At 38.5% G+C, this 20,878-nt stretch carries 12 protein-coding genes; all 12 read right to left on the minus strand.

Translation table 11 applies throughout. From position 1 onward, the window contains the following. Nucleotides 1-88: 88 nt before the first annotated feature. The 12 genes from GSQ74_RS12270 to GSQ74_RS12325 all read right to left on the minus strand — a co-directional run bounded on the left by GSQ74_RS12270 (nucleotide 89) and on the right by GSQ74_RS12325 (nucleotide 20,878). Nucleotides 89-1,339: a glycoside hydrolase family 5 protein gene (locus GSQ74_RS12270; RefSeq protein WP_158993654.1), complete on the minus strand. Its 1,251-nt coding sequence runs from the start codon at nucleotides 1,337-1,339 to the stop codon at nucleotides 89-91. 35 nt (nucleotides 1,340-1,374) lie between these two features. Beyond that, nucleotides 1,375-2,628, minus strand: coding sequence for a cytochrome c3 family protein (locus tag GSQ74_RS12275; RefSeq protein ID WP_158993656.1), 1,254 nt, complete (start codon nucleotides 2,626-2,628; stop codon nucleotides 1,375-1,377). A 53-nt stretch (nucleotides 2,629-2,681) separates the two neighbouring features. After that, nucleotides 2,682-4,139: a glycoside hydrolase family 30 beta sandwich domain-containing protein gene (locus GSQ74_RS12280; RefSeq protein WP_158993658.1), complete on the minus strand. Its 1,458-nt coding sequence runs from the start codon at nucleotides 4,137-4,139 to the stop codon at nucleotides 2,682-2,684. Between the two features lie 33 nt (nucleotides 4,140-4,172). Beyond that, nucleotides 4,173-6,338, minus strand: coding sequence for a glycoside hydrolase family 3 C-terminal domain-containing protein (locus tag GSQ74_RS12285; protein ID WP_158993660.1), 2,166 nt, complete (start codon nucleotides 6,336-6,338; stop codon nucleotides 4,173-4,175). Nucleotides 6,339-6,356: 18 nt separating this feature from the next. Next, complete coding sequence (locus GSQ74_RS12290; protein ID WP_158993662.1) at nucleotides 6,357-7,811, minus strand: glycoside hydrolase family 30 beta sandwich domain-containing protein; 1,455 nt, start codon at nucleotides 7,809-7,811, stop codon at nucleotides 6,357-6,359. 38 nt (nucleotides 7,812-7,849) lie between these two features. Next, nucleotides 7,850-8,713 (minus strand): family 16 glycosylhydrolase, encoded by an 864-nt coding sequence (locus tag GSQ74_RS12295; RefSeq protein WP_158993664.1) that lies wholly within the window; start codon nucleotides 8,711-8,713, stop codon nucleotides 7,850-7,852. Nucleotides 8,714-8,778: 65 nt separating this feature from the next. After that, nucleotides 8,779-10,326: a RagB/SusD family nutrient uptake outer membrane protein gene (locus GSQ74_RS12300; protein ID WP_158993666.1), complete on the minus strand. Its 1,548-nt coding sequence runs from the start codon at nucleotides 10,324-10,326 to the stop codon at nucleotides 8,779-8,781. Between the two features lie 31 nt (nucleotides 10,327-10,357). Continuing rightward, nucleotides 10,358-13,513, minus strand: coding sequence for a TonB-dependent receptor (locus tag GSQ74_RS12305; RefSeq protein WP_158993668.1), 3,156 nt, complete (start codon nucleotides 13,511-13,513; stop codon nucleotides 10,358-10,360). Between the two features lie 643 nt (nucleotides 13,514-14,156). Continuing rightward, nucleotides 14,157-15,548, minus strand: a complete 1,392-nt coding sequence (locus GSQ74_RS12310; protein WP_158993670.1) for an alpha-amylase family glycosyl hydrolase — start codon at nucleotides 15,546-15,548, stop codon at nucleotides 14,157-14,159. A 19-nt stretch (nucleotides 15,549-15,567) separates the two neighbouring features. Continuing rightward, complete coding sequence (locus GSQ74_RS12315; RefSeq protein WP_216846726.1) at nucleotides 15,568-18,021, minus strand: TIM-barrel domain-containing protein; 2,454 nt, start codon at nucleotides 18,019-18,021, stop codon at nucleotides 15,568-15,570. 203 nt (nucleotides 18,022-18,224) lie between these two features. Further along, nucleotides 18,225-19,364 (minus strand): SusE domain-containing protein, encoded by a 1,140-nt coding sequence (locus tag GSQ74_RS12320; RefSeq protein WP_158993672.1) that lies wholly within the window; start codon nucleotides 19,362-19,364, stop codon nucleotides 18,225-18,227. Between the two features lie 8 nt (nucleotides 19,365-19,372). Continuing rightward, the gene (locus tag GSQ74_RS12325) at nucleotides 19,373-20,878 is read right to left on the minus strand and encodes a RagB/SusD family nutrient uptake outer membrane protein (protein ID WP_158993674.1); all 1,506 of its coding nucleotides are present in this window, start codon (nucleotides 20,876-20,878) and stop codon (nucleotides 19,373-19,375) included.

Raw genomic sequence — 20,878 nt, forward strand, 5'->3', positions numbered from 1 at the left:
GCTGCACTGGTACTTTAAGAAAGTATAATTGGCATTGCAGACTAATACAAGTATACTTTTTTTTAGTATTAATTTATACTTAAAAATGTCATTTCTCGCTAACCAGGCCTAAAGCCTCGATATACCCTTTATTTGAGGTGCAATTTTCAAATCTGCAATTTTTAAGCATATCAAATAAAGCTTTCTTTAACTCTTCCCTATTTACCGGTGCCGCTTTGCGTATATCTTCGAAGCTAACGCGGAGTGATTCAGCATAAGCTACTACTTTGTCATAATTAGCCGGCATTTTAAAAGTAACTATGCCCGCTACATTTTCCATCTTTTTATAAGGCCAATAATGCCATCCTATATTATTTTGATCAAGCGTTACCCTGAAATCATGTACCCATTCATCTTTATTTTCGCCTGTTTCGCCGCAGTATATAGGCACATTATATTTATTTCTAAAATCAACATACTCTTGTATTACGTCGATGGTAGTAGTTTTTGTCCAATATTTGTGGAATGTGTATATAATCTTCGAGTCGAATGGTGGGCCAAACATATGCATATTACTATCCCACTGTGCACCTCCTAAAACCATGATATGATTTTTATCAACTGTGCGTATCGCCTTTGTGATCTCTTTATAAAAAGGTTCCAGATAATGATTTAAACTATCAGCTTTAAAATAATGTGCAATTGGTTCGTTCAATAAATCATAACCAAGAACCGCTGTTTCATTTTTGTAGTGTGCGGCTATTCTTGTCCATATTTGTATTGTTTGTTGCCTGCATGCCGCACTTTGAAACAAGAACGGATAGCCATAACCATCATCAATATTATCACCAGTTTGGCCGCCTGGCGCGCAATGCATATCTAAAATAACATAAATACCTTCCTGCTTGCACCAACCTATCACCCTATCTAATAACTCAAAACCACGGTTAGGGTTATTTTCGCCTAAATAATCTTCGTTAGTAAAAAGTTTATAATTAAATGGGATACGAATAGAATTCATCCCGGTAGATTTCAGGTAATGAATATCGGCACGGGTAATGTAATTATCTAAATATTTTTGCCAGAAAATTTTTGCATCCTCAGGTCCTATCAATTCGGTAATTGCCTGGTTAATTAGTTTTGGCGAATTGATTTTAGAGAATTTGAACATATAACCTTCCGGGATAAGCCAATTACCCAAATTAGTCCCCTTCATTAAAAATGGTTTTTTATCGGGGCCAATAACCTCTTTTCCACGGGTTGAAATAAAACCATTAGATTGTGCTTTTGCAATAAATGGCGCAATTGAAATCAACGTTAAAAATAATGAGATTAGGGTTTGTTTTTTAATGATCTTCATGGCTAAACAGGTTAAGACTCAAGCTTTATCGGTCTTTATTTAAATGTTAATTTGTTATTATTTTTAAGATAATTAATTATTTTCTGAGAAGCATCGGCATACACTGCTATATGGTGAGTGCGAACTAAATACGGCACCTTCTTACCTTTACCTTCGGTTTCAATGGTTATAATACTTGACGACCTTGCTGGCATATGGCAATCAATACAATTATTTTTTATAGCAGCCCCTAATTTTGGCGCCATAGGGCAAAAATTATGATTTGCCGTAGTATGGCAATTCATACATTTCTGCGAATACATAGCCAAGTTTCCCCTCTCATTTTGATGTACATTGTGGCAGGTGGCACAATCCATATTGCTATTTATGAAACATTTGCTACTAGCTAAAAGTTGGCTTTGGTTAGCATGCACATCAAGCTTGGCTGAATCTACAGGTTTTTGATATGGGGGATTTTCAACAAAGTTGCCAAGATCATCGCCCGGCTTAAATACAAATGTTGTTTTTAGGATCAGGTTTTTATTTCCTGAATGGCAAACCGCACACATACTTATTTTTTGCGCACGTGAGAGTGATGCATACGTAGCAATGTATTTGGCTTTCTTTTCCTCTGGATATGCAGTTTGATAATTCACATGGTTAGCTGATGGGCCATGGCAGCGTTCGCAATCAATACCTAATATCAGGGAGTTTTTATCAAAACTTTCAACGTCCAACGACTGCAAGCCTTGTGTTTCTACCGGCAGATCTTTTATATAAGAGCTATGGCATTCAAAGCATCGCCTGCCAATCATTCTGGTATAATTAGCATAAGTTGAATCAAATCCCGGGCTATTAGTCCACCCCAATGATCTGAAATATGACATAGGCAGCTGATACATTTGGTTGCCTTTCCAATACAAATAACTTTCGGCTTTTAAGCCGCCAAACGTTATATCAAAACGTTCGGCATTTATTTGCTTGCCCTTTGAATAGGTAACCTGGTATAAACCATCAGCACGTTTTTCCATCACTACTTTTAAATCTTTAGTAAAGTAAAAGGTATTATCGTGAGGGCTAAAACTGCCTCCTATGCTGTGTATATCAGCAAGGCGTGTAGTTGAAAAATGTGCCGTGTGAAGGTAATTATCATAAACATCCTTATGGCACTTTATACAGGTTGATGAACCCGCGAAGATGTCTCCCCGGGGATCTGGTTTATCCTTGTTTATTGTTAAACATTGCGAAAAAATAAAAACAAGCGGGACAATAAAAATTATTATTAAAAATAATTTGCGATTACTTTTCATCAGCGTTATACAAATAGCGTATCATTAACCATACTACATTAAGCAAAAACTGCTTATTGAACTATTAATGTTGTTATTGAATGTGGCAAACTGGTTGTATTGGCGGCCATACCTTTTATCCAAAGATGATATGGCACTTTTTCGTTGGTTAAATTTAACACAATTACTACCAATTTATTATCACTATTTACAAATGCTGTTGTCATTAATTCATCGCGGTTTGATGATGCGATTATACGTTTAGCTCCAGGCCTTACAAATTTTGAAAAATGACCAATGTAATAAAAAGAATTCATGTAGGTTAACTCTCCGGTTTTAACGTTTGCATGTATTGGCGCAAAGCAGAAGTTTCCAACATGATTAGGCCCACCGTTTTCATCTAACAAAACATTCCAGTCTGTCCAGCCCACAACACCATTGTTAAAATCGTTAACCATTGATTTTCCGTACAATTCACCGTATTTCCAATCATTAATTTTGCTCGCATCAAAGGTATCGCTGCAACCTTCGGTAAATAATAAGTTCTTAGCAGGGAAAGCTTCATGTACACGTTTCACATTTTCAAAATCATCATGCATATACCAATGGAATCCCGTACCCCAAACATATTTTGCGGCTTCAGGATCTTCTAAAACAGTACTTGCACGCTGATACATTAAGTCCCTGTTATGATCCCAGATAATTAATTTTTTATCAGCTAAGCCGCTTTTGTGCAATGTTGGGCCTAAATAATTCTTAACAAAATCGCGCTCATCTTCGGCACTATAAATACATGATTCCCATTTTTGATTAGCCATTGGTTCGTTTTGAACTGATAGCCCCCATATTGGAATACCTTCTTTTTCATAAGCTTTAATAAACTTAACATAAAAATTAGCCCACGCCTGGTCATACTCCGGTTTAAGCTTGCCACCATGTAACATATCGTCGTTAGTTTTCATGAATGCTGGCGGGCTCCACGGAGTTGCAAACAAGGTTAAGTTACCCCCTGTCGCTGCAATAACCTGTTTAATAAACGGGATACGATATTTACGGTCATGATCAATATTAAATGTTTTTAAAGTTTTGTCGCCATCAGCAACATAGCTATAAGTATCACTTGAAAAATCACAGCTTTGAATATTCGTACGACCTAATGTATAACCAATACCGGTTTTCTTATTATAATAAGCATTTAAAATTTCGTCCTGTTTTGCTTTTGGTAGCTTATAAAATGTTTCGGCAGATGCATCGGTTAATGCCCCCCCAATCCCCAAAACAGATTGAAACGTTTTTGAGGGATCAACAAAAATGCAAACATCTGTTTCAAGTGGTTGGCCAAATTGCTTAAATGTTAATGTAGCAGTTTTGGTTATACGATAATCGGTATTTTGTGCAGTTGTATAAACTGATACCGTTTTATTAACGGCTTGATATGCTTTTGCTGGAAGCGGAGCCTTAGCTTTATTAGTTTGTGCATTTACTAACGTGGTGCACGAACATACCAAGGCTAGTATTAAAGACTTTTTCATTTATATATGTATTTGGGTTGAAATCAATAAAATTTACAATTCAGCTTTACCATTTAGTCTGATGTCGCGTGATGAGCTGCCTACAATGAAATCAAAAACTCCGGGGTCCATTTCCCATTCGTTTTTCACATCATTAAAATATTTGAAGGCATCCTGATCAAGTGTTATAGTTACCGTTTTCTCTTCGCCAGCTTTTAAAAATACTTTTTCAAAACCTTTTAACTCTTTATCAGGACGGGGCAAGTTTAATTTTTCTTGTTTCACATATAATTGCGCTACTTCAGCACCATCAACAGCACCTGTATTTTTCAAGGTGAAGGTTACGGTAGCTTGTTTATTAGCAGCGCTTACTTGCAGATTGCTATATTTAAAGGTGGTGTATGATAAACCGTGACCGAACGCAAACTGCGGTTCAACGTTGAAAGTATCGTAATAACGATAACCAACATATATATCATCGAAATAATTTACGGTTGTTGAATCGCCGGGATATTGTCCGAGTTTGATTGCAGGGGCATCAGCTAATTTCTTAGGGAAGCTTACCGGTAATTTTCCTGAAGGATTAACCTGACCAAAGATGATTTTTGCTAATGCATTGCCACCTTCCATACCCGGATACCATGCTTGTATTATACCTTTAGCATCGCCAACCCATTGAGTTATATCCATTGGGCCACCACCCATCAATACCACTACTGTTTTTGGGTTAGCCGCAATTACAGCCTTAATTAGCTCGTTTTGACCAAAAGGCATGTCCATATTTGGTTTATCGGTCCCTTCTGCATCATAAGCATTATCATCCCAAACATTATAATCGTAACCGTGTGTCCAACCACCAACAACTATTACCATATTGGCTTTTTTAGCTGCCGCTATAGCTTGTTGAATTAAGGTTTGATCCGGGCCACCATTACGTACAATATTGTAACCTTTGCAATAGGTAATTTTCACCTTTTTACCGGCAATATTCTTTAAGCCTTGTAAAGGTGTCACTTCATAAAATGCTTTTACTTGTGAACTGCCACCACCAAAAGCTTGTTTTCTATCAGCATTGTAACCTATTACGGCAATCGACTTTACATTTGCAGCCAAAGGCAATATATTATCCTGATTTTTAAGTAATACTATCCCTTCCTCTGCAACCTTTTCTGCTGTTAGCTGATGTGCTTGGGTGTTGTATTCACCTTTCTGGCGTTTTTGTCCGCCAAGCATATTGGTTTTGTACATAACATACAATATGCGCCTTACTTTTTCATTGATAATATATTCAGGTATTTTACCTTCTTTCACTAAAGTAACAACAGTATCGCCCATAAAAAACTTACCATAATCAGGATGAGCACCTAAACTAAGGTCGGTACCCATTTCAAGATCAGTGCCGTTCCATAAAGCTTGAGTGGTGCTGTGAACAGCCCCCCAATCACTCATTACCAAACCTTTAAAGCCCCATTCCTTTTTCAGGATTTGATTTATAAGGTAGTTATTTTGAGTGGCCCATTGCCCTCTGAATTTATTGTATGAACCCATTAAAGTATTTACGCCGCCTTCCTGCACCGCTGCTTTAAAGCCAGGCAGGTAAATTTCGCGCAGGGCACGCTCGCTCATTTGCACATCAATGCTGCCACGTAAAGTTTCCTGGTTATTACCGGCAAAGTGTTTTACGCAGGCTGATATTCCCTGATCCTGTACACCTTTAATATAGCCTACTACCATTTTTGAAACTAAAAACGGGTCTTCGCTCTGGTACTCAAAGTTGCGGCCATTTAAAGGCGAACGCATTATATTAATGCCCGGGCCCAATATCACATCCTTACCTCTGAAATTTGCTTCGCTGCCTAATACTGAACCAAATGCATAACCTAGTTTTGGATTCCATGTTGATGCAAGACAAACCCCTGTTGGTAAATACGTTCCGGAATCGAGTACATTTTGTAGAACAGTCCAACCTCTGCCATGCTCCACACGAACTCCATGCGGACCATCAGATGTAACCAGCTCAGGTATACCTAAACGAGGCACACCACCAGAAGTAAAGGAAGAGCTGGCATGTATCATGGTAACCTTTTCCTGTAAAGTCATCAGTTTTATAAGACTATCGGATTTAAAGGCAATCTCAGCATCACTATACCGGGATTGTGCTTTTACAGAAAAAGGGGCTATTATGCAAAAGAGAAAAAGAAGTTTGAGTTTTGAATTCATTATTTATTAGGATGTATGTTATTTCCAGGTATAAGTTGCCACGGCGCCACCGTTAAGTGTTGTAGTTACTATTTTTGAGTTGTATTGTATGTTAAAACTTGCGACATTACTACTGTTGTTTAAGACAATAAGCACCTTAGAACCATCAGGGTTTTTAAAGGCTACATTCGGGAATACTGTTGAAGCATCAGATGCGATCCTTACCGCGCCTGCTTTTACAAATTTGGAAGCATGCGCTATGATATAGTAAGAAACATTACGTGTAAATGCTGAACCGCTTACAGTTACCGCGCCCTGGCATGTACTGCAGCCACCTACAGTATGTGGGCCATAATTAGGGTCAGAGGCTAAATTCCATTCTATAACGTTCCTACTCCAATTACGCGTTGCACCAACAATTAAATTGGTTACGTGCCAGTTTAGGTCGCCACTAAATGTTCCTGTTGAAAATGTGGCTTGCTCTGTAAAATAAATATTTTTACTAGGGAATGCATTGTGCACGGGGGTAAGTGCTGATATATTACCTGCATATAAGTGAAATGCAGATCCATCAACATACTGATTTGCGGTTTGATCATTTAGCACATAAACAGGATAATCCGGGCGGTCGCAATTATGATCATAGCAGATAATTTTAGTTTTTATACCCGCACTTTGAAAAGCAGGGCCTAAATAACTGCCTATAAACTTAGCTTCAGCAGTATCTTGCATAACCATTGCAGGGTTATTACTTGGATTTAGAGGTTCATTTTGAGGAGTAACGGCATCAATATTTATACCCTGTGCGCTCATTGCTTGTATATACTTCACAAAGTAATTTGCGTATACGCTATAATACTGCGGTAATAAGCTACCGCCTGAAAGGCTGTTGTTACTTTTCATCCATGCAGGTGCGCTCCATGGACAGGCCAATATTTTTATATTAGGATTTAAGGCGATTATCTTTTTTAATACAGGGATCAGATCAGTTTCCATTGCAATACTGAAATTCTGCAAATTAACATCAGGAGTGCTCGAATCGTCATAAGTAAATGGCGTCGCGCTCATATCTGAAGCACCAAGCGTAACTCTTATATAGCTGATATTAATACCAGTGCTATCTGTTACAAAAAGTTCTTTTATAAGCGCGTTACTTTGTGCAGCAGGCATGGCGTTTATTACCTGGGCGCTACCACCTGTAAGTGCAAACCCAAAACCATCAATAGTTTGATAAGTGGTGGTAGAATCAACATTAATTGTTGTATTTGAATTAGTGCCTGTGTTAAACAACAAACTAACATTTTGTTTAGCCAATAATTGTGATTGATCAGGCGTGGTTAGCCACATGCTAACATCTGTTTTTACAGGTACAGGGGGAGTAACAACTGTACCGCCCCCGACTGCGCTAGCTACTTTTTTACTACAGCCCACCAGCACTAAGGCCGTTAATCCGGTAAATAATATTGTAAGTATTGTTTTTTGTATCGTTTTCATAGGTTTTCTCAAGTACACTATATCCTTACAGCTAGGTATTATTGTGTTTTATGAATTATGTTAAAGAAATGAACGTACTCAACCTTCATTGATGTTGGAAAAGCGGTGGTGTCAATTCCATCTATCCCTCCCCAACTTCCGCCAACCGCAATGTTCATTAATATGTGAAATTTTTGATCATAAGGCCATGTAGCCGATCCTTGTCCAGCATTTACGTAGGTAAATACAAGGTTATTGTCATAATATCCTCTGATGGCATATGGTGTCCAGTCTTCCCGATACAAATGGTATGCGGTTGAAGCTGTGGGAATATTCATTGTACTTGTTTTTGCATTGCCTGCAAAATATGTTGAATTATGCGCACTAAAATGTACGTTGTTAGGATCATACCCAACCATTTCCATAATGTCAACTTCTCCTGATGCCGGCCATGGGCCATAGGCATAGGTATCGGGCAGCATCCATATTGCAGGCCATGTACCCCTGCCCGAAGGTAACATTGCCTTTACTTCAATACGACCATAGGTCATTGAAAATTTAGAAACCATTCTTGACGAAGTAAAGGCTTCGCCTCCAACACTTTGTTTTTTTGCTGTTATTGTTAATACATCATTGGCTACGCTTACATTACTTAATGAATCTGTATAAAATTCAGATTCGGCATTACCCCATCCACCTCCACCTAAATCATACTTCCATTTAGTTGTATCAGGTGTCCCTGTATTAGTAAATTCATCTGCCCATACCGGCGTTGTTTCAAAACTCCAGTTACTATCTATAGGAGCAGGAGGAGGTGTATAAACGTACGGCTTACTACTATTTTGACTGCTTTTTGAGCATGATATTATGTTAGCACTCAGCAATATTACTGCTAGTAACGATTTTGTTTTAAATCTCAACATATATTGCTTTTGCTAAAATAAAACTGCCGGCATTACCCGGCAGTTTTATAATCAATTATAAATCATTAATTAGCGTAACCTGGGTTTTGAACCAGTTTTGTTGCGGAAAGATCTGTAAGAGGTATAGGTAACAACTCATTCGTACCTGCTTTAAATCCTTTAAATCCAAGAACAGTCGGAGCATCCCCCCATCTAACCAAATCAAACCAACGATGTCCTTCGGTTGCAAGCTCTAAACGGCGTTCAGCTTTAATGTTTGCCAGTGTTGCAGCTACAGGGGCTAAACCAACTCTGTGACGTACTGCGTTAATTAACGCTGCAGCACGAGATGCATCACCGCCGCCTTGTATTAAAGCTTCAGCTTCCATCAGATAAGTATCGGCCAAACGAATTTCAATATAGTCATTAGGGAAGTTCAGAATATTAGTTCCCTGGGTTGACAGATATTTAGTTAATCCTATGTATTTTAATGCAAAGAACCCTGTATTCTGGTAACTTGCCTGATAGGTTGTTTTTTCCAATGCAGCAAGGCTATCCATATTTAATATGGTGTAACCATATCGTGGATCTTTTACACCACTACCATCGTAAGGAGTAACAAAGGCATCGTGCAACTGTTGAGTTACCGGATTTTGACCCCATCCACCAGCATAGATAGCATCACTAAAATTCCTTGGACCAACTTGTTCAGAGTAAACACTTCCTTTAAAAGCATCCCAGTTATTCCAGGTATAAGCCTGTCCAGGGGTGAAGTTAATTTCGAAGATAGATTCGCTATTAAATTTATTATCAGGGCTAAAAATAGCAGGGAAGCTAGTTTGCAAAGCATAACCGAAACCGGGGGTTGTACCACCTGGTGTACCATTTATAATTGCGAACTCCTGAGCTGCCTGTGTATATTTTTGCTCATATAAATAAACTTTACCTAATAATGCAATTGCAGCACCTTGTGTAACGCGGCCGCTTTCTGCTGTAACCACGGTTTGTGGCAAATTAGGAATAGCTGCTGTTAAATCTTTTTCAATTTGCGCGTACACATCAGCCGGTTTAGCTTGCGGTTGATTGTAAATATCAGTAGCGGATGCTAATGGTGTTAAAATTAATGGCACATTCTTAAATAATCTTTCCAGATCGAAATAATAATGAGCTCGTAAAAATTCAGCTTCAGCAGTATATCTGGTTGCCAATGCAGCGCTTAACCCTGGTACACCAGCAATTTTTGATAAAATTATATTAGTACGGGTTACACCCAAAAAGTTAATTGGCCAGTAACCGTTTTGCGGCCCTGCGGCAGATGTTAACTGGTAATCATTCCATAATTGCCAATCAGGGGTATCGCTTGAACCTCCACCACCTGCGTAGCAATCGTCAGACGCTGCATTAAGCGGCCCACGTACATCAGTATAAGTTTGATCAATACCACCTGTTTCAGTAAGCAACGGATCATAAGCCGCTACTAACCCTGCAAAAGCCTGATCAGGTGTTGAATAATAACTTGATTCTGAAAACTCCCCTTTGGGATTAAGTTGCAGGAATGATTTTTTGCAGGATACGAATACACTACTCATGCCCAGCAAGCTAACCGCCGTGTATTTAATATATCTTCTTTTCATGATATTAGAATATTTTTAAATTAAGTAATAATTACAAAGTAACATCAACACCAACCCTTACAGTACGAGCAGTTGGGTAAACACCTTGATCAACACCGCCAGTATTGTTATTACCGCCCCAAACTTCAGGATCAAATCCGTTGTATTTGGTAATGGTAAATAAGTTATCAGCACCCACATAAACGTGTACTCTGCTCATATCTAACTTTTTTATCAGATCTTTAGAAAGTGTGTACCCTAATTGTAAGGTTTTGATACGCAAATAAGCGCCGCTTTGTAATAATGCACTTGAAAGATTTTTGTAATCTCCGTTCGGATCCGCATCAGACAACCTTGCAACATTAGTATTGGTGTTGGTTGGAGTCCAAGCGTTTAATGCAGAAGTTGGATAATTTGCAGTTGCCAAATCTAACCGGCGATATTCCTGAAGTATTTTATTACCCCAAACACCCTGGCCAAATACGCTTAAATCAAATTGTTTGTAGTTAACTGCAAAGTTAAATCCATAAGTCCATGGTGGCAATGGGCTACCAAGGAACTGGCGGTCACTTGGGCCAATTGGGCCAACATCTGTAACGCTTTGATAAATATAATCACCCGGCTTAGCACTAGGTTGTAATAAGTTGCCATTCTTGTCTTTATATGCATTAACCTGAGCTTGTGACTGGAATATGCCAAGCACCTTATAACCATAGAATTCGGCATATGGGTGACCCACTTGTGAGCGTTGAATTTGTGGTGTAAGTGCTCCTTGCCAGCTAGTTGTTGGCACTAAAAATGGAAGTACATTTAAATTGGTAACGGTGTTTTTATTGTATGCTATGTTACCATTTAAGTTAATATGAAAATCGCCAACTTGTTTGTTGTAGCCTAATTGTATTTCAATACCCTTATTATCTATACCACCGGCATTTTCAAATGCCTGACCGGTAATACCTGCGTAAGCAGGAGGTGTTACTGATAATAATAATTGATCAGAAGCTTTATTATAGTAATCGATAGTTGCAGTAAAATCATGGAAGAAGGTTGCATCTATAGCTATATCAGTAGATTTATCTCTTTCCCATTTTAGATTAGGGTTAGGTAATGAATTTGGACCATAGCCAGTATTAAGTGTTTGGCCACTTCCTTGCCCGTATACATAGCTACCTATAGAACCAACAATTGGCGTGTATTGGAATGGAGATAATGCTAACTCATTACCTAAAATACCGTATGAAGCGCGTACTTTCAAATAATCAACAAAAGTATTTTTAGGGAACCAATCTTCTTTAGTTGCAACCCATCCAGCTGATATTGAGGGGAACGTACCATATACGTTGTCGCTACCGAATTTTGACGATCCATCACGACGGACGATAGCTTGTAAAAGATATTTTTGGTCGTAATCATATGTTGCACGTGCAAATAAAGATGCCAAAGTTTCCGGCTGCAAATCAAGTGGGTTGGTAGATGATCCGTTGCCCGCAAGCCTTGAGCCTTGCGGTAATTGAAAGTTAAAGGATGCATCCTTGTAAGATGAAATAGGCTCTCCTTCAAAGGTTACCTGGTCATTAAAACCACTCTCTTCTTCAGCACTTTCACCAACCAAAACACTAAAATTATTTTTACCTATTGAACGGGTATAAGTTGCTGTATTATCCCAATTCCATTCCAAATTCTGAGCCATTGAACGAGACTGGCTATTAGTAGCCGGAGGAAGGTTCATGTTATTGGCATTCAGATAATAAAGTGGGGTAAATGATTCCGTACCATAGAATGATTGTTTAGCAGCAATCTCCGTTTTAATAGTTAAGCCTTTTATAGGTTCAACCTGTAAGTAAACATCGCCCTGTAAATTATGAGACCAGTTGTAAAAACCATTTTGCAATTGCTCGGCCGCTATTGGGTTAACAATTTCATTGGCTACATAATTTGATATACCGTAGGGTTGACCTTGCGCATTTCTGAATATATAAGGAGCGTAATTTGGATTAGTGTAAGTTGAAGCATTGGGTTGTCCGCTTACATTAGTAACAACAACGGGGGTAAGTGGGTCAAGGTTAATTGCATCACTTAAAGGGCCGCCAAATACGCTATTGGTATTAAAATTGCCGGTACTCCTGATATAAGCATAGTTGAAATTTTCGCCATAGGTTAACCAGGTTTTAGGCTTAGAGGTTGTATTTACCCTAAAGTTCATTCTTTTATAGTCAGAATAAGCTGGAGTAACTATACCTCCCTGATTAATATAACCTAACGATGTAAAATAGTTAGATTTATCGGTACCGCCGCTTATTGCAAGGTTTTGTTGCATAATTGGCGCATTACCAAATATTTGATCTTGCCAGTTAGTACCTGTACCATATTGTGATGGATTGGCGAATGGTGCTGTGCCGCCATCATTAGTTACAGATTCATTTCTTAATTCAGCATATTGAGTTCCATCAGCTAAACCAACCTTTTTAGCTACTGATTGATTACCATAGTAAAAGTTGTAGGTGATTTTTGGGGTGCCGATAGCGCCTTTTTTAGTTGTGATTAAAACAACACCATTAGATGCGCGCGAACCATAAATTGCCGCAGAAGCATCCTTAAGTACTTGTAGTGATTCGATATCATTTGGATTGATAGATTCATAACCACCATTATCCCATATCTGACCATCAACAACATATAAAGGAGAACTATTTGTTAATGAGTTTTGACCCCTTATAATTACATTGGGAGCAGCACCCGGCGCACCTGAAGTTTGTGTTACAGTAACACCTGCAGCACGGCCTTCCAAGGCGTCATCAACACGCATTATTTGTTGATCCTTTAAATCGGCTGCGGTTACACTTGAAATTGCACCTGTAACAGTTGCTTTCTTTTGTGTACCGTAACCAATTACTACAACCTCATTTAAGTCGGTTGTATTTTCTTGTAAACTAACGTTAACTACCATTTGGTTATTTACAGCAACTTCTTTTGCATTATAACCAACAAATGTAAATCTTAATGTTCCGTCTACTGGTGCGCTAATACTGAAGTGACCGTTCACGTCAGTCTGAGTACCAATAGTAGTTGCTTTTAGTGTTACAGTAACACCTGGCAACGCAGCTCCTGTTTTATCAACAACTGTTCCTTTCACAGTGATGTTTTGAGCTAGGGCAACTGATATGCCCGATAACAGGAAAATGAATAAAATTGTAATTGTTTTTCTCATGAATAATAAATTAATAATTGGTTTATGATTGTGTTTTGGATTTATTCTTTTAATTGAAATAAAAGAACATACACCAGCGACTAGCCATAACTAGTTAAATAGTACAATTGGGTGTTCATATAATTGGTTAATTAATAAATAAAAATTGCACAGGTTTATTCCGTAGGTTATCCTGTATTGGTTGCATCAAACTTATGAAAGTTTGAAATAAAAAAACAAATTTATTTTTCATAAATAGTTGATTTTTAATGCTTTACGATAGTTTTGAAACGCTTCAATCACAATGATTTAAATCAATTTATGCTTGATAATCAGCGAAAAAGCTTGATTAGAGGATTTAATTCAAAAAAAATGATACGCTTTGTTCCAGCTCACTTTTTTTTTCACAATCTGCCTTTAAATGGTACTAAAGCAGATTTACCGACATATAACGGAAGAGAAATTAACTAAAATGATGCCGGAACAGGTACTTTAAAATGCATATTTTACTGAATATGCTTAACGGTTTAGCAGAAAAACCATGATAATATAATACGAATCTTAAATAAGATACTCCAAAATAAGGCACAAAAAAAGACCCCTTAACCAAGAAGGGGCCTTATTATATAAACAACCACCTGTAGTGGAAATATTAACTAGTTATTTATCTTTTAAATGCAAAGTAGCTATATGGCTGTAGTGTGTACTGTGTTGAAAATGTAATGTTACCGCCAGTGTAGCCATTACCCCACGTTGTGCCTTGTAATGCAGCTGGTATATTAAAGGTTTCAACAACATTTTTTGTATTTACTAAAACCAATACATCATCAGTACCCGATGTTTTTTCGAATGCCACAATGTTAGCATCATTATATTGAGTTAATGTGCCTGTTTTTATTGCCTCGTGGGCAGCCCTAAATGCAAGTATTTGCTTATAAGCAGCAACCATATCAGGGTTTGCGGTATAATCGACAGGCACATTGTTAAAAAAGTTTATCGCACTTGGATAGCCAACTTCCTGGCTGCTGTAGATCAACGGTATGCCGCCCATATATGATACTATAGCAAATGCAGCTAATGCGCCTTGTTTACCGCTATATTCAGTAATTGTGCTACCATCAGACGAAGCATCATCGTGATTAGTTATATATCTTAATTTAGTACCTGATGCAGGTATTGAACTAATTTCGGTAGCGTTAGTGGAGAACAATGAACCAGGCGTTGATGCACCTGCAAATAATGACTTAATTGAACCATAGTAGTCAAATGCATAATCAAGCTGAAAGCCTGATGATATTTCGGCACTGGTTGTGCCTTCTGCCAGGTAAATTAATTTGTGTGTTGTTATGTTGTTTAAAGTATCTAAAGCTTGTGTCCAAAAGTCACTTGGTGTGTTATCGGCAAAATCACAGCGGTAACCATCAACATTTGCCGTAAATACCCAATACTTCATAGCCTTAATTAATGCTAAGCGCATGCTTTGATTACTGAAGTTTAAGGCAGCCACATCGGTATATGTTGAAAGCTGCTGAATAGTGCCTCCACTCTGTATGTACCATGATGGGTTAGTGGTTATCCAGGAATTATCCCATGATGTACCGTTAGCTTCCCAATCCAAAATAACAGCCATGCCTAACGAGTGCGCATTTGCAACCAAAGTGCGCAGGTCATCCAATGTACCAAAAGCAGAATTTACACCTTCATAATCTTTAACAGAATAAGGTGAACCACTTGCTTTTAGTATGCCAATTGGATAAGTTGGCATCAGCCATATCACGTTCACGCCTAAAGCTTTTATCGAGTCGAGCCTGGATTCAACACCGGCAAAATTAGCGTTTGGAAAGGTTTTTATATTAACCTCATACATTACTATATCTTTAGTAGCAGGCACACTTGCATAAGGTGTGCCATATTGTGCAGGGTCGCCACTGTTCACCGGAGGTGGGGTTGGTGTAGGGGTAAACGGTGTTGATTTGCTACACCCTGCAAATACCAATATTGTTATCAGCAACAATATTGGGCTGTAGGTTTTCAATTTTAGTTTCTGGATATTCATATTCACGATTCCTCCTGGATTAATAATTAAGATTTATACTCTTTAGACTATTTTTTATTACTACACATTTTACAGCGCAAGACTCGGTAGCCGATGTACTACCCTGTGGATCGGTATTCGCCGCAGCGCTTAAAAAAGCATAGCTCCCGTTTTCAAGTTTTAACTGGACTTTTCCATTATTGATATTATCGATCTGGTTAAACCCATGCAGTATTAATTTTATATACTTAAAATGAGAAGTATAACTACCCTCTGATTCATTAAAAGCGATACTACGGGCTGCTGGATTAAATGTAATTAAACGTTTATAATATGATCCCTTTTCATATTGGAAACTTATACCATCATCTTCGTAATAGACAAAACTGTTTGTTTTATTGCCATTATAAATATGAATTGAAAGTGTATCTGTTGGCAATATTGCTGTTGATTGTACAAGCGATTGCATAGGAATAACGCTACTCCCTTTAACATAAACCGGTAATTTATTGATATTAAGCTGTATCACTTTATTTTCCATCCCGTTTTGAACAGAATCGGTATACAAATCATACCATGTACCTTCAGGAAAATATATCTTACCGTAATCTTTACCGCTTTCAAATGGTGCTACCATAAAGGCATCGCCAAACTCATATTGATTTTGATAATCAGGATATAATATTTTAGGATCAAATGTATAATTAATAGCCAATGAGCGCATTACCGGCAAGCCATTTTGAGTGGATTCATAAAAAGTTGAATACAAATATGGCATCAATTGGTAGCGCAGGCTGATGTAATTACGTGCTATATCAAGCACATCCTCTCCGTATGTCCATGGTTCCGAAGCTTTTGAATTCAGGCTTGTATGGTTTCTGAAATATGGAATAAAAGCACCTAATTGAATCCAACGGGTATACAACGCGATTGATGGATTACCGGTAAAGCCTCCAATATCCATAGCAGTGAATGATACGCCACTTAAGCCAAGGCTATTTAATAAACGTACTCCTTGTAACATGTGATCATCTTCGGCGCGATTATCACCTGTCCAGATAGCTGTGTATCGTTGCAAACCAGCATAGCCTGAACGAGAGAGAATAAATGGGCGCTCTTTAAATTGCTCAACAGCACCTTCATAACTTGACCGGGCCATTTGCATGCCATACACGTTATGGGCCTCCAGGTGAGTTGTTATTTTACCGTCGTAATTAAAAATCACATTATCAGGCATTTTTTGGCCCCAGGTTGATATTTCATTCATATCGTTCCAAATACCGCTAACCCCCGATTCGGCAAAAAACTTAACCTGTTTATGCCACCAATCACGGCCTTTCGGACTGGTAAAGTCGGTAAAATTGCACCAACCCGGCCAAACCTGACCAGTATAGGGTTCTCCATCAGAATATTTTATATATACATCATCTTTTAAACCGCTTTCATAAGCAGGTGCGCCTTTTTGCACTTTAATTCCGGGATCAACTATTACAGTTGTTCTAAAGCCCAACTTTTTCAGCGTATCATTCATCAATACCGGGTTAGGAAAACGGCTATGATTCCAGGTAAATAATTGATACTGATCCATGTAGTGAATATCAAGCGTGACACCATCGGCTGGTATACGTTTTTCGCGCAGGGTGCGTGCAATGCGCATCACCTCGGCCTGTGGATAATAACTATAGCGGTTTTGCTGATAACCTAATGACCATAGTGGCGGCATCGGCATACGACCTGTTAAGTAGGTATATGATGTAATAATATCTGCAAGGTGTTTGTGATATATGAAATAATAATTCATCTCCCCTCCCCTTGCACCAAAAGAAGAAAACCGATTATTGCTTGCGCCGAAGTTGAAGTCGGTTTGATAAGTGTTATCCAAGAATATACCGTAATTTATATTGTGATGAATGCCAATATAAAATGGTATTGTTGAATAAAGCGGATCCTGAGTAACACTATAACCATATACGTCCGAGTTCCAGTTGGTATAGCCACTGCCTCTCCGGTCAAGGTTTCCTGTTTTTTCACCAAGTCCTACAAAATGCTCATCATCCTGTAGTTTTTTATATGTTGTTACTGATGTGCCCACCCATGAAGTAGTTAAACCATGTTCATCTTCATTAATAAGGGTTCCATCTATTGTATAAAAAGCAATTGAAAATGGTTGTTTTTGGATGATTGCCTTAATTGAGTCGGTTACCAGTGTAATAGTCTCATTAGTTTGCGTAATAGTAGTTTTTGTTTGCTGGGGTTCGCCAACAACAGCATAGGAAAAATTCCCTTCTATTGGACTCTTGTCCAACCGTACACGAATAATTGAAGGAGAATAAACTGTAATCCTTCCGTAAGCATTGGTGCTTTTAAAAGATATATCCTGCTGACCAATTGTAACTGTTTCCAGATTACCAGGAGTTGAAACAGTAGACTGCGCCATTAGGCGAGGCATATTCAAAAGACACGCAAGCATAAATGTGATCTTAATAAATTTCATGAATTGTTTTAGAAATGAATTTAAACTGCGTTAGGCCCCGCATGGCGCTGTAATATTGCTTGTATGTAAAATTGTTTTGATTGCAAAAAGCCACATTGAGCGGCTGGTGTAACTTATTTACAATCATGATAAATGCAGTATTAAACTCATAATTTATGGGCAAATTAAAATAAGGCAGTGCCTAAGCACCGCCTTATTGGGAATTAATTTAAAACAGCTGTATAATAATAATCATTAGGATCACCAAGATATAATGTGATTGTGTAGCTACCATCAGCCGGAACAGTCATATTATTTATCGGGTTTGAACCAAATATTGGGTTATCAGCATACTGAATTCTGTTGGTTGTACCGTTGATACCAAAATCAATCACCCAGGCATTATTAGCCCTGAATTTGAATGATCCGGATTTAAGCATATTCAACTTAATTGTATAAGCCATTTTTGACGGAATAAAGGTCATTTCAGTTTCAGCATTCCAGCCATTAGGTGTGGCATCCCCAATTATTGCCCATGTGGTTAGTGTATAGGTCCACGCAAGCGTAACTGGATTGGCTGATACTTCATACAAGCCTGCACCTGGCAACGCCAAATTTGTAGTTGAAGTAGGTGAAAGCAAACCCGGTGTACCAGAATCACCATAAGTAATGTGGTTCCAATCAGGCGCATTGGTGAATTTAAACTGATAAGTACCACCGGATGGCTCATAAATATATCCTTCATATATACTTGCTGATGCTGCAGCGGGATAAACACCTGCTGTTGGTGCGGCGGCTGTTCCAAATGCTGATGGGACAATAGCGTTTGGTAACCAGCTCTGATAATCGCCAGGTAAATATAATATAGGATAACCGGCGTTAAAAGGAGGAACTACAACAGCTGGTTTATAAGTAATAACGCTAATTGTAATAGGTTTTGAGTTAGCATAACGATCTTGGTATGCTTGCACCCTTACAACCAGTTTACCGGTATCATTAGCTGCAATTCCTGCTGCAATGGCTAAAGTATTAAAATCGCTACCCTTGTAAGTTTTTGTTAAAACGTCACTTCCTATGGTAACACTTTGTGCATTTGCCCACGGACTTGCTCCAATTGTATCGGTTGATAAATCCACCTGCAATGTATAAGTAACATGTGATTTGTAAGGATACACTACAGCAGGCCAGTTGAATGTAATAACGTTTGATGCCGTATCAGCAGGTGTAATATCAACACTTGTAGTTGTTGACGTAAGCGGACCTGTGAATGCTACAGGTTGTAACTTGGTTAACGTAGCATCTTTATGGCAAGCAACGGCCAAACAGGCCATTGCTATTAATGTAAGATTTATTAATTTTTTCATAATGATTGTTAATTAGTATAACCAGGATTCTGTTTCAATGAAGGATCGATGGTAAGTTGCGCCGTAGGGATAGGGAATAATTCAATAAAAGCCCCACTTGCCGGCACAAAACCATGCGCATCAAGATAAGTTCCAAACCTGATCATATCCTGCCTGCGATGGCCCTCCATGTTTAATTCAAATCCTCTTTCATCATAAATATTAGTAAGTGTCGGAGCTGCAATATCAGCTAAACCTGCACGTTCCCTTACCTGATTTAAGAAAGGTGCAGCGGCTGGTACATTTCCTAAACGTACATTACATTCTGCCTCCATTAACAATACGTCGGCAAACCTGTACACAGGAAAATCATTTGATCCACCGCTGGCATCATGAATGCCTCCAAATTTGCCTGATGCATTATCTTCTAAATAGAATTTAACATCCCTGACACCTCCGTCAATCTCTGCGCTTGTAAGCGAGGAAACGGTAGGCGTAAATACAGCACCTCCGGGTTGTGAACCGATTAAAAACTGTTTTATCCTTATATCATTCGGATCGAATTTGTTATAAAATTCTTCAGGAATAATTGTACCGTTCCATCCTGCAAAGCCAAAAAGCGCAGTACCTGTTGGGGTGTCCATACTTCTGATAGTATAAATGTTACCGCTCTCAATATTCTCAGTTAAATACAATGCGAATATTGTTTCATCATTAGGGCATACATCACCAAAAAGGTCGTAATAAGTATTTCCCAACGGGCTTGCAGTACTCGCAGTTGCCGGGTGTAACGTGTAACCACCGGCAGTAACCTGTGCACAAGCATCAAGGCAAGCTTGCCATTGTGGTGTACCTGTATATACGCCTGCATTTAGGTAAAGCTTAGCCAAAACCATGTAGCCGGCATATTTATTAAAACGCCCATAAAAAGTACCTCCTCTTGTTGTTGGTAACAGGTCTACATTAGCTTTAAGATCATTTACTAAAAAATTATAGATAGTAGCCCTTGGTGTTTGCTTAATCGTTGATAGATTAGCATTAACATCAGTATAAAAAGGCACATCACCAAAATCATCTATCAACAAATAATAAGCCCAGTCACGGGCAACAGTAGCTTCTGCAATGGATGCAGGAGATGCTTTTGCCGCTGTTAAAGTACTAATTGCAAGGGTTGCAGCATGTACTGTTTGATACGCCCACAGCCATGTATTGTTTGTTATACCTAAACTTGGCTGCGCAGTACGGGTATACAATTGTTCAAAATCCAACTGCCAGGAACCATCAGAACGCTTTGGTATAACTTGTTCATCAGATGAGAACTCATTAAGGTCATACCAGCAGTTATCGCGACCGGCATAATTGCTACTCCATGTACCTGTTATTTGACCGTAGATACTTGCTAACGCATCCTGCTGGCCGGCAGGAGTCGCGTAAAAAGCGTTCGCGGCATATTTGTCGTAAACGGTTTCGTTTACCTTGGTGCAACTTTGAGCAGCAAGGCCAACTATTAAAATACCAAATAATATCTTTTTCAT

Origin of the sequence: Mucilaginibacter sp. L196, from assembly GCF_009765905.1 — a bacterium.
GTDB lineage: Bacteria > Bacteroidota > Bacteroidia > Sphingobacteriales > Sphingobacteriaceae > Mucilaginibacter.

Excerpts from the sequence above, each read along its gene's own strand:
- GSQ74_RS12270 (WP_158993654.1), bottom strand. The coding sequence starts at position 1,339 with ATGAAGATCATTAAAAAACAAACCCTAATCTCATTATTTTTAACGTTG.
- GSQ74_RS12275 (WP_158993656.1), bottom strand. The coding sequence starts at position 2,628 with ATGAAAAGTAATCGCAAATTATTTTTAATAATAATTTTTATTGTCCCG.
- GSQ74_RS12280 (WP_158993658.1), bottom strand. The coding sequence starts at position 4,139 with ATGAAAAAGTCTTTAATACTAGCCTTGGTATGTTCGTGCACCACGTTA.
- GSQ74_RS12285 (WP_158993660.1), bottom strand. The coding sequence starts at position 6,338 with ATGAATTCAAAACTCAAACTTCTTTTTCTCTTTTGCATAATAGCCCCT.
- GSQ74_RS12290 (WP_158993662.1), bottom strand. The coding sequence starts at position 7,811 with ATGAAAACGATACAAAAAACAATACTTACAATATTATTTACCGGATTA.
- GSQ74_RS12295 (WP_158993664.1), bottom strand. The coding sequence starts at position 8,713 with ATGTTGAGATTTAAAACAAAATCGTTACTAGCAGTAATATTGCTGAGT.
- GSQ74_RS12300 (WP_158993666.1), bottom strand. The coding sequence starts at position 10,326 with ATGAAAAGAAGATATATTAAATACACGGCGGTTAGCTTGCTGGGCATG.
- GSQ74_RS12305 (WP_158993668.1), bottom strand. The coding sequence starts at position 13,513 with ATGAGAAAAACAATTACAATTTTATTCATTTTCCTGTTATCGGGCATA.
- GSQ74_RS12310 (WP_158993670.1), bottom strand. The coding sequence starts at position 15,548 with ATGAATATCCAGAAACTAAAATTGAAAACCTACAGCCCAATATTGTTG.
- GSQ74_RS12315 (WP_216846726.1), bottom strand. The coding sequence starts at position 18,021 with ATGAAATTTATTAAGATCACATTTATGCTTGCGTGTCTTTTGAATATG.
- GSQ74_RS12320 (WP_158993672.1), bottom strand. The coding sequence starts at position 19,364 with ATGAAAAAATTAATAAATCTTACATTAATAGCAATGGCCTGTTTGGCC.
- GSQ74_RS12325 (WP_158993674.1), bottom strand. The coding sequence starts at position 20,878 with ATGAAAAAGATATTATTTGGTATTTTAATAGTTGGCCTTGCTGCTCAA.